Genomic DNA, 16,251 nt, shown 5'->3' on the forward strand with positions numbered 1-16,251 from the left:
AAATCGGTAATTGTTAAGGCAATTAAGGGATTTAATTTTGAGTAGCCTTCTCTTGGTTTGAGTTGAGTTGCGTAGGTTTTGGCTGCATTATAGATGACGCGCTTGGTAAAAGCTTCTACATTAATTACCTGCATTTCGATGATTACAGTTGTGTCTCCTGTAATTTTTGCTTTGACATCCAGGTAAGTGTCTTTTAAACCAGTAATTGCTGGTGCGGCGTAGGGGTCGATGATTTCTAAGTCTTGAATTGTCGGCTCTGCGTTGTAGAGCATAGCATTCAGGAAGCTAATCAAAACTTCTTTGTGCTGGGGCGATGCAAAGATTTTTTTGAAGCCAAAATCTGTTTTGGGATTATTGATGAAGTTCATAATTGGTAACGGGTAATTGGGAATTTGTAAACGGTGCTTAATTGTGGAATATTCATTATAATATTCCTTCCATTTCTAAGTCTTCAATAATCTGCAAACCTCGCGGATCGCCGACTCGCAACAGCGAAGATTTAGCATCGTCGCGCACGCCCATGTCTTCATCTTCTTCTAATGATTCAATTAAAGCGTCGATCGCCCCAGCGTACACTACATTATTCGGTAACTCGCGCGCCAGTTGCCCGATCGCCCAAGCGGAATTACTGCGAACGGCAGATACAGAGTCTCTTCGCAATGCTTGAATCAACGGTGGAATCCCCGCAATCACCACATAGTAACCAACTTTTGCCATTTGACCCAGAGAACTCGCCGCCCACAAACGTACCGCCGAAATATCAGTTCTCAGAGCATCAATTAAGGGCGATAAAGCGCGGTGATCTCTGCAATTTCCCAAGGCCCAAACTACCCCTTTGCGAACGTAACCGTTCCAATCGCGGTTGAGTTGCTCGATCAGCGGTTCCACAGCATCGGGACTTGGATTTCGCCCCAAAGCATAGGCCGCACTCACCCGCACCAAGGGACAACCGTCTCTTAACAAATTAATTAAATGCGAAATCGCGCGATCGTCCTGGAGTTCGCAAAAAGCCCGCGCCGCCATCATCCGGTGCTGAGGTTCCGGCGATTCCAGCAAAGGCAGCATTTCCTCTGGATCTGGTAGCGGGGGTTCGGATTCATCAAAATGATCCAAAGGGCTTTCCAGTTCCGTATCAAGATCGAGGGCGTTGGTGTAGTCGTTATTGTTCATAAAAAAACTTTACCGCAGAGAGGATGCTACGGGCGCAACTGATTCAGCGGTCAATATAAATTAGCATTTCCGGCAATAAAAGCATTCCGATTCAACTCTCAAGTCCTCCTATTGTTCGCCCTGCTGGAGGAAGAGTCCTCATCATTTAGATGAATCCGAACTCTAGTTCTGACTGCAAACAAATACCTCTGGTTTTTCAAAGATCTTTGATCATCCATACAGAATGACTCTCATAACCTAATTTTTGATAGAGATTCATCGCAGGCTGATTGCTCAGAAAAACTTGCAAACCAATTTGCCGATCGCCTCTTGAACGCGCCCAATTTTCTGCCTGAATAACTAAAGCTGCACCTAGTCCCTGACGGCGGTGTTCCGGTGCTATGTAGAGCAGAAAAATGTGACCGTGGCGTTCTCCAGTGGTTTGGTCGATCGCATTTCCCAACCACAAACATCCGACAACTGATGTGGGATTTGCCGGCTGCGAGGGGATCCCGGAAAAACTTTCTCCCTCGAACGGGCTGTTTTTCAGGCACTCTACCCACCAAAGCGGCGTCTGTTTAGAAAAATACTGCTCGACAGTTTGAGCCAAATGTCCCAATTCGCGATCGGGGTAAAGCTCTCGGTAAGTATGGTGCAGGAACTTTAGCAGTTTTGCGCGATCGAGTCCAGAACCCGATCGCAGCCTGTAGCCCGGTATCAACTGAGCAGACATCAGCGAATTTGGACAGGGAGAGAGGAATAATTGAGCCCCAAGAAAATAGGATTCAGAGATACCGCTTGATGGAGCGGGATCGGTTCCTCAATCGGTGCCGGGGCAGCCATGTCAGCCGGCAAAAAGATGCGAGCGCTGACTGCTACCAGAGCCACGAAAAATACTAATATTGCGATCAATGGAGCAATGTATTGACGAATGATAGTCATAACCGCAAAAAATGATTCTTGAGTAGATATTATCAAGTGTACCATACAAATCTTGTCAGTTATAATGGCTGACAGTGGAAAATTAGCTCAAAACCAGAGCGATCGCAAATACCAACAAACACCAAATAAAATATTATGAGTGCCTCGCCTGCTGTTTATGAAGCTCTGGCTAAGTCAATTGTTTTTTTGAATCAAAAGCCGAACGCGCAAAATCAAGTTTCGCGCTTCCTGGACACTAACGGCTACTATATCGATCGCATATTGGACGACAAAGAAACCGGATTTTACGCGATCGGCTTCGGTTCCTCTGACCCCACCAAACCGCCAGTCCTCGTATTTCGAGGTACCGACTTCATCGACGGCGACGCTATGTTTTCTGCCTCCCGCGACATAGGCTTACCCGAATTTGAAAAAAACAAAGATAGTATCAAAAACTGGCTCGCAGAAATCGGTCAAGATACTGCCAAAAACCCCAGCAAATTATTGCCCGATGTCGTCGGGCACAGTTGGGGCGGAGCGATCGCTCAAATTGTAGCCAGCGAATACACATCTCTGAGCGGCGATATCTTGACTTTCAACTCTCCCGGAGTCTCAGCGAGTATCGCCAGCAATTTTCGGAAAAATCTCAGTAGGGCAGGCAACAAAAATGTCAGTCACTACATTGTCAGCGGAGATATTGTCAGTTTGTTTGGCGAAGCATTTATCCAGGGAAAAGTATTTCTCCAAACTTTCACAGACCCGACTATTAATCCCTTAAGTGTTTTAGCCAAACATCGCAGAGAAAATTTGTTAACTGCTCCACCCGCAGATTTTTTCCAGAGGCAATTTTCCCTCGAAAACTTAAACAGTCCCGAATTTACTTATAGTAACAACGACTCAGATTTTAACGAGTTTATTGCTGCACTAAATTTTCCCCTAGCAAATGTGTCAGTGGCAATCAGAAACCGAGCCGGTGCAGAGAGTTTGAGAACAGCCTCAGAATTTTCGTTTGTGGACTTAATCAGACAAATGCAATTCGGTTTAGCTCCCCTGCAAGCAAATTATTTATTAGGCGACGCTCGCAACAATACTGCTAGCGGTGGCCCTGGAGAGGATACAATTATCGGCAACGCCGGTAACGACACTCTCAGAGGCAATCGAGATAATGACAGCCTCAGTGGCGACAGTGGTGACGACTTCTTGTACGGTGGCAGAAACAACGATTTTTTGGATGGTGGCGACGGAAACGACCTCATTTCCGGCGAATTTGGCAACGATTTTTTAATTGGCGGTGCAGGGCGCGATCGCTTTGTATTAGAATCAGGTGGCGGAGCAGATGTGATTGTCGATTTTAAAAAGGGTGAAGATTTAATTGGCCTATCACGGGGTCTAACTTACCCTCAAATTATTGTTACCCCAAGTGCTGACGGAGCTGTAATTACTATCCCGATTACTGGGGAAATTATTGCTACCGTCAGAGGCGTGTCCGCTAACGACCTCACGCGACCGGATTTCGTGCAGATTTAATGGATAAAAATAGTAGTTTGGGTAGCGCAACAACTGCAAGTTATTGCGCGTAAATCTTTTTGTGTGTGTTTTTTGCTATTGCGAAATCCGCTGCCACAAGCCGACTATTGGGTGATTTAGGAACGCGCAATAGGAGAAACAAATATTGTTTATTAACCTAATTTACTGTAAAATGAGTTGACTAGCTTAAAAAGCCAATCCCAATCAAACGACAGGAAATAACAAAAATATGCCATCCTCCCCCGCCGCTTACGAAACTATAGCCAAGCAGCTTGTTTACATAGATAACAACCCCCAGTTACAAACTGTAGTTCAAGCTGGTTTGACGGCTGTCGGCTACCGAATCGATCGCACTTTTGACGATCCCCTAACGGGATTTCACGCGATCGGCTTAATCTCCACCACCCCAGACAAACCGCCAGTTCTAGTATTTCGCGGCACCGACTCCCTCGTAGACGATCTTGCCAACGCAGACAAGCGAAGCGTCGGCTTCAACCAATTTGAAGCCAACAAACAAGCCTTAGGAACTTGGCTGACACAAATCGGTCAAGACACAACAAAAAACCCCCGCCGCTTGCCACCAGACCTTCTCGGGCACAGCTTGGGCGGCGCCATAACGCAACTAGCCGCCACAGAATTCACATCTGCGATCGGAGATATTGTTACCTTTAATTCTCCCGGAATTGCTCAAAGTATAGTCAATACATTTAAGCAGAAAGCGAGTGCAGGCAAAAATGTAACTCACTATATAGTTAGTGGCGATTTTGTTAGTTTGGGAGGAGAAGCTTTTCTTCCCGGAAAAGTAGTTCTTGAAACATTTACTAACCCGATTATTAACCCGCTACTTGTCTTGGACAAGCACACCCAAAGTGGTTTGTTAAGCTCTCCTCCTCCCGGTTTGACCAAGACAGAGATATCTGTAGACCAGTTGAACCGCCCGGATTTCAATTTTACAGATTCAGATTATTTAGAGCTGTTAGCAGGCTTAAACTTTGCGCTGCCACCCTTAGGAAAAGCCCTGGCTTCCCGCAGCAGTTTAGAGCAATTGAGAACCACTCCGGGAACCTCTTTTCTCGGAAACGTTCTTGCAATGAAAACTGCTCTCGACCTCTCCCAAATTAATAATTTAGTAGGCGACGATGCCAACAATACAACCTCAGGTTTGGCCGGGGACGATATTATAACTGGTAATGGGGGAAACGATACTCTCAGCGGCAATAAAGGTAACGATATTATCAGCGGTGGCCTCGGCAATGACCAACTATTCGGGGGCAAAGGAGATGACAATTTGAGCGGGGGAGACGGGGACGATACCCTCGTTGGCGGAGTGGGTGCGGATCTGTTAATTAGTGGTGCTGGACGGGACGTATTTGTGTTAGGAGCAGGGGCCGGTACAGATACACTTCTAGACTTTCAACAGGGTCAAGATTCAATTGGTTTGACCAGAGGTTTGAGCTTCAACCAACTGAGAATTACTCAAGCCGATATTTCAACAACCATCGAAATTGCCAGCAGTGGTGAAGTTCTTGCCAGTTTCTTCGGCGTACTAAGCAGTCCGCTAACAGCCAGGGATTTTATTTCGATTTAGTTGGCGACTATAGCAATCCTAAAGGTACGTAGTTGCGCTTCAGCGCTCTTAGCTTATATTCTGAAGAGCGCACTTTGCCCAACTAAGTACCTAATTTTAGGATTGCTATATGGGGTAGGGATACAACATTGTTGTGTCCTATATTTTGTGGAGTAAATTATAGTATTCCTAAAATATTCATGAAGATTTGTAGGGGTAGTGCCCCGTGCCTACCCCTTATCTATCGGGGCAATCCAGGGTGGAGCAATTGTCAGGATAGGAGATATAAAACTATCAAAAGTATCGATCAAAGGTTGCCTCCCTCTAAGGTACGTAGTTGCGCTTCAGCGCTCTTAGCTTATATTCACCAAGAGCGCGCTTTCATCGCAACTACGTACCTAATTACAGATACAATTTAATTAATCTGGATCGTCCAGTCCAGGCCGGGGCATAGATTCTAATTTTTTCTCATCTTCTAGTGGCAAAAAGAAAATCGTCAGCATACCGGGAATCACAGCCAGTGAACTAAACAAGAAATAATTTTGATAGCCCAATGCAGTCTGTAAATAACCGCTAAAAACGCCCGGAATCAGCACTCCTGCGGCCATGAAAGCCGTGGTAATCGCGTAGTGGGATGCTTCGTAATCAGGGCGGACAGTCCGCATTAAGAACACTGTATAGGCAGCTACACCAAGTCCGTAAGTAAATTGCTCGATCGAATTTACAGCATAGGCCCACTCAATCCCCGGTTGATTGATTGCCAACATCCAATACAACACGTTAGTTGAATTTTGCATAATCGCCGTCGGCCACATCCATTTTTTCAGTCCTTGTTTGGCAATCAAATAACCGCCCAGCAACCCTCCGATTAACAGAAAAATTATCCCGACAGTACCTGATAGCAAACCCATATCTGACGTAGAAACTGCTAATCCTCCCTTCTCAACTTTATCCATTAAAAATGGAGGAGCCATTTTAAAAGTCAGGGCATCTCCCAATCGAAAAATCAAGACATAAGTCACAATCCAACCAATTTTATCTTGCTGGAAATAGGTTTTAAATGACTCAAAAAAGCTAATTTTTTGTTGGGGTGCGCCTGTTTCCGCAGCATAATTTCTAGGATAGGGAAGATACCACCGCTGAAACAGATAAATCAGCACAAAAATCAGCGCGCAAATGCCAAAGGCTGTCGCCCATCCGTAGTTAATCGGAGACACATTATAAGACGAACCGAAAAGTGACAGCGGAATCTCCTGATATGTTTTAGTATCGCCTGCATTTACCGGGATTAAATGCTGTTCTGCTAGTTTACCGGCCAAGAAAACCAAGACACCGCTACCGACAATCACGGCACCTCTATAAGCCGTGTTGCGAACACCGACAAATAGTGCTTGTTTGTCTTTATTGAGAGTGTTTAAATAAAATCCGTCAATGGCGATGTCGTGAGTAGCTGAAACAAAGGCGATCGCTGTAAAGACAACCAGCGATATAATAATAGCCAGGGGCGTCAACACACCAAAAGCTAGGAAAGCAAACAGAAAAGCACAAATGATTTCCGTTCTTAAAATCCACTTGCGTTTAGTGGAATACATATCAACAACGGGCCCCCACAAACCTTTTAATACCCAAGGAAAAGATAACAGACTTGTCAATCCGATTAGTTCGTTGCTGGTTCCCATCCCTTTCAAAAAAATCACCGACATTAAATTAACGACGGTGTACGGGAGACCCTGAGCGAAGTATAATACTGATACCCACAATCCATCGATCGGTTTTTTTTCCATTGCAGACATATTTTGCCTAACTACTGATTTGGTTTACTGAGTGCGATCGACAATTTCCGGTCAATTCAACCGCTGACATCACAGTATATGTTGTGCTGATGCCAGCACCAGCCATACAAACAGCGTATTTTAGCATCATTCTGGCTCACAAATATTTTCATCTTTTGAATAAGCCTGCAACAGATGTTGTCCGTTAAAATGAACGAAGTCAGCGCGGACATTCTGATCCCAGTCGGAAGTGCCGTAAGTTCGCAAAAGTATGTTGACTTTTCATATAGTTCTCTCAAGAGGTAGATAACGATGACAAAAACTCAAACAAAGCATTTTCCGCGTAGCCTTGACTTGTTTTGCGGCATTGGAGGGTTAACTCTGGGTTTTAAACGTGCTGGAATTCAAGCAATCGGCGGCATAGATTACTGTCAAAACGCCAAACAAACTTTTGAACGAAACCTATCTCCACTTCCCTGTTTGCTATCTGACTTAACACAGACAACCGTTTCCGAGATAGAGGAGTTCTTTAAAATTTCGGTAGCAGAAATCGACATCATTACTGGGGGAGTACCATGCCAAGGATTTAGCACCGTTGGCAAGCGAGAGATTACAGATCCTCGCAATTCTTTATGGTGCAATTTTCGCGACTTGGTGGCTGAAATTCGTCCGGCTTATGTGATTATCGAGAATGTTGAAGGAATGTTGGTAATGCAGGGAGGCAAAGTGCGCGATTCAGTCATCGCTAGCTTTGCTGATATCGGCTATCACATGAAATGTCGCCTTTTAAAAGCGGCTGACTACGGCGTACCACAACTGCGAAAGCGTGCTTTTTTTATAGGTTGGCTTGATGGATTGCTGCCGCCTGAGTTTCCACTGCCAAGTTCTCACTATTATGTCAATGTAGCTGATGCAATTTCAGATTTACCGCCATTAAATGCTGGAGAGATTTGTAAATTTTACCAGATTATGCCGCAAACTGAGTATCAAATAGCTAGGCGGAAAACCGCCAATATATTGCTACATCACGAGGCGGCCAATCATTCACAAAAGTTAATTGAAATTCTGAAGTATATCCCAGATGGTGGCAACAGAAAGTCAATTCCCGAGATCCTTCAACCAGCCAGCGGTTTTCACAATAGCTATGCTCGGCTAGCTAGTGATAAACCAGCTATTGCTGTAACATCTAACATGAGAAAACCTTCGTCTGCACGAGCGACTCATCCAAGTCAGCATCGGGGATTGACTGTCCGCGAAGGATTGAGGCTGCAATCTTTTGACGATGATTTTGAGGTGATTGGTTCGAGAACATCACAGTACCTTCAAGTCGGAAATGCCGTACCGCCACTACTCGGATTTGCGGTAGGAAAGGAAGTTATCAAGGCTTATCAAAGCCATTCAGATGATGAAATTGTTATAGCCCGATCGCAAAAAGTAAAGTCACTCAATTCAGAGTTGAATTTTCCGATTCAGCTTGCTCTTGAAATCACAGTTTAACTTTGATAATAAGTAAGAGAGTTGTGTTGGGGATCTCGATCGCGAATAAATGCCAGCAGTCTGCCAACAGCACTAGGATTCTGTTCAACATGAGCAAGATAGTGAAGCATCTCATGCACGGCTGCATCCTGCTTTTGCCAATCCCAGATCCTCACGGATCTAATTAACTCATCTTGTGCGAAGGAAATGATGCCACTGTCGCTAAGTATAGAACTCGCTTCGCCGTCTATGGAGAGTATAAAAGCCACACCAAGGATTTGATTACCTGTTACTTGTTTCTGGAAACTTCCCAATTGTTGCTTGACGTTTTTCATGGAAATGTGGCAGTCTTTTACTTCTATTGATATTTCTAGATCCAAGCCGTAATAACAATCAATATCTCCAAAACGCCGCTGTCTTGACGAACCTGTGCGTACCTTATCAACTACAAAGCTAAGATGAGGTCGATCTGCTTTGAAATAACCGCAAGCAATGGCTTGAAAAACTAAACCTCCATTTTCATCTGGATCGCTGCGCGGGTAATTGCTTACTATCTCGGCAAATAAGCGAATTCGCAAAGATTCTCTCGTAACAAATATGTTCTTTAGCAATCGTTCGAGACCAAAATCAATAAGTTGTTGACATAGTTGAAATCGTCCAGACTCGGATAGACTAAAACAGAGAATCAGTAGGTCTTGAAATTTTTGCCATTGACCTGTATTGTAAACATAAGCACTGGGATATTTAGAACGATTGAGACTGTGAAAAAATTGAACAATAGACTCTTCTATACGTCGGATACCTACTTGAGTTGATTGACCAAATTTTAAAGTTAGTGTATTTGCCTGTTGTTCTCCCCGTTCAGTGACAACTTGATAACGTTGAAATAATTGTTCAATTGTCAGATTTTCTCTTAATCTTTTGGCAGAGTCATCAACATTAGATAGACGCTGTGCGACGATCGCAAAATCAAGGGCAAGACCCAGGATATATTTCATCCGGGTAAATCGGCTACCTACATACTTCAATACCTGTTCGATGATTGTCTGTTCGCTATTTGTCAGTTCGTCAGGCTCAAAACCAGTTCCAAAGTGTGGCGAGAGTAGTTCTTGAATTGCTTCAATCTCACTATCAGTGCGTTCGTACATTGAAAAAATAAAGCGATTGTATAGAAAATACCAGAATCCAGTATAAGCGATCGCTATTCCAGAACACAGTTTCACGCTATCAGTTTTTTAACTCAAAGATGTGCCAAAATGTCAAGCGGACGCTCACACCAAAAGTCCGTAAAGGACAGTTAAACGCTCTCTCACACATTCCTCATGCGAAATACTAAAACACTCTTTTTGTCAAGCCTGTTCGCGATCGGCTTAACAATCAGTTTTCTGCTGACTCCCGGTTGGTTATCCAACTTGTTCCCGAATCGCGCAATCGCCATTATGCCTCCACTAACGCCAACCAGCGAATTTCGCGCCTTCTGGGTGGACGCATTCAACCCCGGTTTCAAAACGCCTCAAGAAGTAACCAAGTTGATTGCTGACGCACAGAGGGCTAATGCCAACGCGATCGTCGCCCAAGTCCGCCGCCGTGGTGATGCTTTTTACACGAGTGCGATCGAACCCCGCACCACCGATCCGAATGTTCCAGCAGGTTTCGATCCCCTCCAAGATTTGATTGACAAAGCCCACGCCGCAGGTATAGAAGTACACGCTTGGATGGTGACGCTACCAGTAGTTTCCGGTGGAAAACTTCCCGCCAATCATGTTTGGCAACAACATGGGCCCAATGCCCCAGGAAAGGACAATTGGGCGATGCTGATTTCGAGTGGCGAAGCGAAAGGTTTCCTCGATCCCGGTAATCCAGACGCCCTAGATTATACTGTTTCCGTCTATTTGGACTTGCTGAAGCGCTACGATGTGGACGGCGTACAGCTAGATTACGTGCGCTACGGCGGGCCGAATTGGGGCTACAATCCTACTTCGATCGCCCGTTTCAACCAACAAAACGGTCGATCGGGCAAACCGGCAGCCAGCGATCCTCTGTGGATGCAGTGGCGGCGCGATCAGGTGACAAATTTAGTGCGGAAGCTTTATGTAGAAGCCATGGCGATTAAACCGCGCGTTAAAATTACCGCAGCGACGATCGCCTGGGGAGACGGCCCAGCTAACGATGCAGGCTGGTATAAAACGCAGCCCTACAGAGAAGTATTGCAGGATTGGCGCGCTTGGCTGGAAGAAGGTATTCTCGACATGGCGATGCCGATGACTTACCAGCGCGAGTACAAGCCGCAGCAAAAGATGGGTTACGACCATTGGATAGAGTACGCTAAAGACCACCAGTACAACCGCCAAATCGCGATCGGGCCTGGCAACTATCTCAACTACATCGAAGACACTCTAGGGCAGATTCGCCGCGCCGAAGCGCCTTCTGCGAAAGGAAATCGCGTTGCTGGTACGGTGCTTTATTCCTACGCTAGCACCAATATTTACAGTAACGTTGAATTGCGATCGGGCGGTAGTGGTGATTTGCCCCGTCAGCCTTGGAAATTCCTGTCGCAGAGTAATGATTGGTTTTATAATGCGCTGTCGCAGCCTAGTCAATACGTTGATGGTGCAACGGGTAAAACTGTTCAAACTCAGCCTGTGTGGGCCACTCCGGCGGGGATTCCTGATATGCCTTGGAAGTCGCGGCCGACTGCTGGGGCGATCGCCGGAAATTTGCAACAGTGCCAAGGAAGCTGCGACGGCGCGGGCTTGACATTGCAGGCAGTTAATGCTGGTGGCAAGGTGCGCCAACTGCGGGCGGATGGTAAAGGATGGTTTGGTGCGATCGAGCTTTCTCCGGGAACTTATCAGTTAAAGGTTGATGGAAGTCAAATTCAACAAACAGTTAATGTTGTCGCAGGTGAAGTCACAAAAGTGAATTTCGCCGCCTCTTAATCAGTCTGTAGGGTGCACAATGTGCACCTTACTTCGCTAGTTTGTAGCCACTTTTTAGGGTGTGCACTGCGCACCTTACTAATTCATGAATTATCTATTTGTAACGATTAATTTATGTAATATAGCCTTTCTCAGAAAGATGAGGTATGACTGACAGCTTATATAACCGCTTAAATCAAGAGGGCCTTCTTCCCAACAACGTCCGCGAATCTTTGTGAGAAAGGCTATAAATTTAATAATTGCAGTCGGTTTTAACCGACTTAAGCTATGAGGCAGGGGTTTAAACCCCTGCCGGACTGGGAGAAAGCGCATTAAGCTGACCGCAGGAAAACAAGTTAAGCTGAAACCCGTGCACCTTACCCAAGCTACAATCAAAACTCGCTCCAAACTAACAGCAGTGCGATCGATCGACACAAAACTAGCTGATTCTGAATTGCGTTGTATCGTTGATATTTAGGTTACTGGGTGCATCTTGAACGATCGCAATCAACTCAAGGGGCTGTAAAAATCCTTTCTTGAAAACTCCCATATCTTGAGCGACACTCCCTCCTCGCAGGGAATTGGTGATGGGTTTGAGCTCATAGCTATTGCGAGGCCCGGACAGTTGAATCAGATCGTCACCGATTCTGAAGTCTATGATGCGAGCAAAATCTCCCGTGCCATCAATGCCATTGAAAAAGTTGAGCGCATCACCATCTGCAATGATGTTGCCATCATTATAGAAATTGTCCAGCACAAAAGTATCTCGACCTGCGCCGCCGATGAGCACATCGATCTCACCCCGTCCCAGATTGCCACTCTCGGCACCTTTAATTAAATCGTTCCCGTTACCCCCAACAATAACGTCATTTCCTCGATCGCCCGATAGCGAGTCGTTGCCGTTACCGCCGTTCAAAACATCATTACCGTTACCACCACTAGAATCGATGTTTGGCGATACACTGGAGTTCGCATTCAGGCGATCGTTGCCATCCCCCCCCGTGAATTGGATAAATCCGACACCGCTTGCCACGCCTAGATTGCTGACAGTCAAAACATCATCGCCACCTAAACCGTTAATTGCATTAAAACTTTCTATGCCTGTGGTTGTTAAGGTTACGGGGACGAGATTGGTGCGCTGCAATACAATGTTCGATCCCGATTGGGTGAGGTTAATATTATCCCCTTGCGCGATCGAACCGTTGAATAACAAATTATCGCTACCGCTGCCGCCTTGAATCAGATCGCTGCCGTCGCCATCCACCCATTGAAAGTTGTCATCGCCACTGCCGCCGATCATCGTATCGTTACCCTTGTCGCCAGCGAGGAAATCTGCCCCATCTCCACCGTCTAGCAAATCCGTATCGTTGCCACCTCGCAGGTTATCGTTGCCTAATTCTCCCCTTAAAGTATCGAATCCGTCTCCACCAATTAGGCGATCGTCCCCTGCCCGGCCCGAGATGTCGTCATTGCTAAAACTACCATCGATCAGATTGTTAAAAGCGTTGCCAGTCAAGACATCTTGATTGTTACCACCAATTAAGTTTTCAATACCGATGAAAGTTCCGCTACCTCCAAAAAAAGTTGCTTTGTTAGTCTCTAAAGACGCAATTATATTATTACCAAATCCTAGATAGGTCGCTGTATCATTTCCGTTTCCACCATCCAGAAGATCGTCCCCAAAGAAACCGCCAAACAGATTATCGTTTCCGTCCAATCCCCGCAGGGTATCGCTAGCAGCAGTACCGTTCAGATTGTCGTTGCCGTTGGTTCCATTAATTAAAGCCATGTTGGTTGCTCCTAGATATTAAGTGAATTATTGAGGCAAATCAAAACTGTTTGCTTTGGTTTGCTATGTCACAATCTTAGGAAATAAACTCGGTTCAACACATCTGAAAAACGTCTCGATCTGACATCAACGAAATGGATATTCTCGATCGCCCGCTTATCTGCCAAAAGTCGCGATCGCCCATTACTGCCGAGTGCGATGTTCGCGCTGCCTCTCCCGATCGGCTATAACTTTAGTCATAGTTCCCAGGGGTAGCATCAGCGAAAGTTAGAAAATTGCCGAGTTTTATAGACATTCAGTCTGACTTGCAGTATTTTTTGGGAATACTGAGAGCCACAACTACTGGAGGCCCCTGCCATGACTGCGATCGCATCCCTACTAAAAACCCAACCCCAACCGTTTCGCTTTTTGCTGTACACCGAATGGATCATGTTAGCCAGTTGTGGAGTGATGGCAGGCATCGAAGCGTGGCAGCGTCAAAGTATTCCCGTACAGCACATTCTGATCCTGGTATCCCTGGCCTTGATGGGATGGATCTTGCCGGCAGGCAAAACTTCGTTTCGCTATCTCTATACGGCGATCGAAATGGGTCTGATCTTCTACGGAACAACCTTGGGATACCTGCATATCCTACCGACGCTGTATTTGATCGTGTTAATTCGCAGTTGTTTTTTATTTGAATCTCCCGGTCGGTGGATAGTGGCAGGTCTTTCGCTGGTAATGTATATGTTTCATCAAGTTCAGTATCTTCAAAGAGTGATACCCCTGATGTTGCCTAATGTCGAGCAACAACAAATTTGGATGCACCAGACGGCAGAATTGTTGATGTTTGGATTGGGGCTATTTTTCGTGTCGCAGTTGGTCAGTACCTTACTAGCAGAACGTAGAACTCAGGAACAACTATCGCAAGCCCACGCGCAGCTACGAGAATATGCCCTGCAAATAGAAGATTTAGCAGCGGTTCAGGAACGCAATCGCATTGCTAGAGAGATTCACGATTCGCTGGGTCACGCCTTGACTTCGCTCAACATTCAACTGCAAACCGCCATGAAACTCTGGCAGCATGACCCAACAGAGGCACAACCGTTTTTGGAACAAGCACACCGACTCGGTAAGGTGGCGATGAAAGAAGTTCGACAATCGGTAAATGCGCTGAGGGCTGACGCAGAAGCAGAAGAAACCTTGGAACAGGGGATTTCCTCGCTGATGGAAGACTTTCGCCAGAGTATGGGCATTACTGTTACCAGCAGCATTTGCGTGGAAGTTGTATTACCACCTCAAGTTGCTAAAACTCTGTATCGGATTGTGCAAGAAGCCTTGACCAACATTTGCAAATACGCCCAAGCTACCGAGGTGCACCTGCAATTACAAACAACGCGCGATCGAGTGCACCTGACTGTTGAGGATAACGGGCGGGGGTTCAAATTAGAAAGTGGTACTGGCGGGTTTGGATTGCGAGGAATGCAAGAGCGAATTGCTTCTCTCAACGGAGAGTTTCACCTGGAAACATCACCCGCAGCGGGATGTAGAATCGATGTTAGCCTGCCGTTAAGTAGGTAGGCGAAAATAAATTACTTCATGTAACAAAATGTAAAATTAACGTAACCTCTTTTGGCGTTTTTTCTTTGTCTGTGCAATTAAGAACTATTATGGGATAAGAGATTTAGGAATTTCCCCATGATTCGTCTATTGCTAGTTGACGATCAGCAGCTTATCTGCCAAGGGCTCAAGGCTATGTTAAGCCTAGAATCAGATTTAGAAGTGATTGGAATTGCCCACAACGGTAAAGCTGCTCTAGAGCAAGTCGAAGCTCTCCAACCCGATGTTGTATTAATGGATTTAAAAATGCCCGTGATGGATGGTAGAGAAGCAACTCGCCTGATCTGCCAGTCATTTCCAAATACGAGTGTCTTGGTATTAACTACCTTTGATGACGATGGATACATTGTTGATGCGATGCGGGCCGGGGCCAAGGGCTATTTGTTGAAAGATATGCCATCGGAAGAGTTAGCACAGGCAATTCGTTTGGTGCAATCGGGTTATACTCAACTGGCTCCTGGCTTAATGGATAAGCTAATAACAGGATTTTGTGCAGCACCTACTAATTCAGAACCTACTAATCCAGCACCTACCGCTCAACCCTCGAAACTCGCTGCACTGACACAATTAACCCCGCGCGAACAAGAGGTATTGCAGTTGATTGGTAAAGGTTTAACTAACCGAGATATTGCCCAGCAGTTGTTTATTTCTGAGGGAACGGTGAAAACTCATGTTACTCATCTACTGAATCGGTTGAATTTACGAAATCGATCGCAATTGGCAATTTACGCCAATTCGGCGATCGAAACCTGAATCATTTGAATCATTTTATTGTTTTTTTATTAACCGCAGAGGGCGCAGAGGGCGCAGAGAGAGGGAATAGAGAGGCTGCACAATCCCGCTCGGATTACCGCTGCATACTTTACCTAATAAGCTACAATAAAATTATCCTGGATGGAATTGCGATATTTTTGGTGAAGCTATGCTAATAACAGAAGCCCCTTTTACGCTCCGCAAATGGACAGTTAAAGAATATCAGAAGCTGGGAGAGATGGGATTTTTTCACCCAGAGGAACGAGTCGAATTAGTTTCAGGAAATATTATCAGAATGAGTGCAAAAGGAACTGCTCACACCTCCGCTTTAGGGCGTACAGATAGATTGCTGCAAAACCTTTTTGGAAATCTGGCTTGGGTACGAATGCAAGATCCGATCGCCCTCGATGACAATTCCGAACCCGAACCGGATATCGCTGTAGTTAGAATCGATCCCTTTGACTACGCCACTCACCATCCGACGCCATCAGAAGTATATCTAATTATCGAAGTGGCAGACAGCAGCTTAGCTTACGATCGCGAAATTAAAGCCAAAATTTACGCGCGATCGGGAATTGTGGATTATTGGGTATTAAATGTGAATGACAGACAACTGCACGTTTTTCGAGAACCCGCTGATGATGGGTATCAAAGCGAAGTCATTCTTGAGGAAACTGCCAGTATTTCACCGCTGCAATTTCCCGCTTTTAATATTGCAATTGGGGAAATGCTGCCACCTATTATATCAAATTGACAACCGCTATCAAACTAATACAATAA

Annotated in this window: 14 protein-coding genes; 7 read left to right on the top strand and 7 right to left on the bottom strand. The window is 45.5% G+C overall.

The genetic code is table 11. The features are described from left to right. From JGK14_RS10330 to JGK14_RS10340, 3 genes are all read right to left on the bottom strand, one after another. On the bottom strand, positions 1 to 368 hold a 368-nt coding region (locus tag JGK14_RS10330), incomplete at its 3' end, for an Rpn family recombination-promoting nuclease/putative transposase (RefSeq protein WP_325315037.1). 55 nt (positions 369 to 423) lie between these two features. Next, on the bottom strand, positions 424 to 1,170 hold the full coding sequence (locus tag JGK14_RS10335; protein WP_293150888.1) for a HEAT repeat domain-containing protein: 747 nt from the start codon (positions 1,168 to 1,170) through the stop codon (positions 424 to 426). Positions 1,171 to 1,366: 196 nt separating this feature from the next. Further along, entirely contained in the window at positions 1,367 to 1,882 is a 516-nt protein-coding gene (locus tag JGK14_RS10340) for a GNAT family N-acetyltransferase (protein ID WP_293324966.1), read from the bottom strand. 344 nt (positions 1,883 to 2,226) lie between these two features. Here JGK14_RS10340 and JGK14_RS10350 point away from each other — a divergent pair, with 344 nt between their 5' ends. Both JGK14_RS10350 and JGK14_RS10355 read left to right on the top strand, forming a co-directional pair. Beyond that, entirely contained in the window at positions 2,227 to 3,597 is a 1,371-nt protein-coding gene (locus tag JGK14_RS10350; protein ID WP_293178974.1) for a calcium-binding protein, read from the top strand. Positions 3,598 to 3,826: 229 nt separating this feature from the next. Then, positions 3,827 to 5,185 (top strand): calcium-binding protein, encoded by a 1,359-nt coding sequence (locus JGK14_RS10355; protein WP_293178971.1) that lies wholly within the window; start codon positions 3,827 to 3,829, stop codon positions 5,183 to 5,185. A gap of 398 nt (positions 5,186 to 5,583) precedes the next feature. Here JGK14_RS10355 and JGK14_RS10360 read toward each other — a convergent pair whose 3' ends face one another. Together JGK14_RS10360 and JGK14_RS10365 are read right to left on the bottom strand one after the other, a co-directional pair. Then, positions 5,584 to 6,957, bottom strand: coding sequence for an MFS transporter (locus tag JGK14_RS10360; protein WP_293324963.1), 1,374 nt, complete (start codon positions 6,955 to 6,957; stop codon positions 5,584 to 5,586). Between the two features lie 7 nt (positions 6,958 to 6,964). Then, a complete protein-coding gene (locus JGK14_RS10365; RefSeq protein WP_293203094.1) occupies positions 6,965 to 7,087 on the bottom strand; it encodes a hypothetical protein in 123 nt (40 codons plus the stop codon). Positions 7,088 to 7,248: 161 nt separating this feature from the next. On the opposite strand from JGK14_RS10365, the gene JGK14_RS10370 reads away from it, so the two are divergent. Next, positions 7,249 to 8,433 (top strand): DNA cytosine methyltransferase, encoded by a 1,185-nt coding sequence (locus JGK14_RS10370; protein WP_293178965.1) that lies wholly within the window; start codon positions 7,249 to 7,251, stop codon positions 8,431 to 8,433. Here the strand turns inward: JGK14_RS10370 and JGK14_RS10375 are convergent. After that, positions 8,430 to 9,560 carry a hypothetical protein gene (locus JGK14_RS10375; protein ID WP_293224512.1) on the bottom strand — a complete coding sequence of 377 codons (1,131 nt, stop codon included), beginning with the start codon at positions 9,558 to 9,560 and terminating at the stop codon, positions 8,430 to 8,432. The genes JGK14_RS10370 and JGK14_RS10375 overlap by 4 nt on opposite strands. Positions 9,561 to 9,734: 174 nt before the next feature. Here JGK14_RS10375 and JGK14_RS10380 point away from each other — a divergent pair, with 174 nt between their 5' ends. Then, on the top strand, positions 9,735 to 11,351 hold the full coding sequence (locus JGK14_RS10380; RefSeq protein WP_293281687.1) for a family 10 glycosylhydrolase: 1,617 nt from the start codon (positions 9,735 to 9,737) through the stop codon (positions 11,349 to 11,351). Between the two features lie 418 nt (positions 11,352 to 11,769). Here the strand turns inward: JGK14_RS10380 and JGK14_RS10385 are convergent, their stop codons facing one another. Beyond that, positions 11,770 to 13,119, bottom strand: coding sequence for a calcium-binding protein (locus JGK14_RS10385; protein WP_293178953.1), 1,350 nt, complete (start codon positions 13,117 to 13,119; stop codon positions 11,770 to 11,772). Positions 13,120 to 13,476: 357 nt separating this feature from the next. Between JGK14_RS10385 and JGK14_RS10390 the strand changes: the two genes are divergently transcribed. The 3 genes from JGK14_RS10390 (at position 13,477) to JGK14_RS10400 (ending at position 16,225) form a co-directional block, all read left to right on the top strand. Continuing rightward, on the top strand, positions 13,477 to 14,679 hold the full coding sequence (locus JGK14_RS10390; protein ID WP_293217754.1) for a sensor histidine kinase: 1,203 nt from the start codon (positions 13,477 to 13,479) through the stop codon (positions 14,677 to 14,679). A 117-nt stretch (positions 14,680 to 14,796) separates the two neighbouring features. Beyond that, positions 14,797 to 15,471, top strand: a complete 675-nt coding sequence (locus JGK14_RS10395; RefSeq protein ID WP_293178947.1) for a response regulator transcription factor — start codon at positions 14,797 to 14,799, stop codon at positions 15,469 to 15,471. Between the two features lie 169 nt (positions 15,472 to 15,640). Next, positions 15,641 to 16,225, top strand: a complete 585-nt coding sequence (locus tag JGK14_RS10400) for a Uma2 family endonuclease (protein ID WP_293178944.1) — start codon at positions 15,641 to 15,643, stop codon at positions 16,223 to 16,225. The last annotated feature ends 26 nt before the right edge of the window (positions 16,226 to 16,251 follow it).

The sequence above is a fragment of the Microcoleus sp. PH2017_28_MFU_U_A genome (assembly GCF_020738035.1).
Classification (GTDB): domain Bacteria; phylum Cyanobacteriota; class Cyanobacteriia; order Cyanobacteriales; family Microcoleaceae; genus Microcoleus.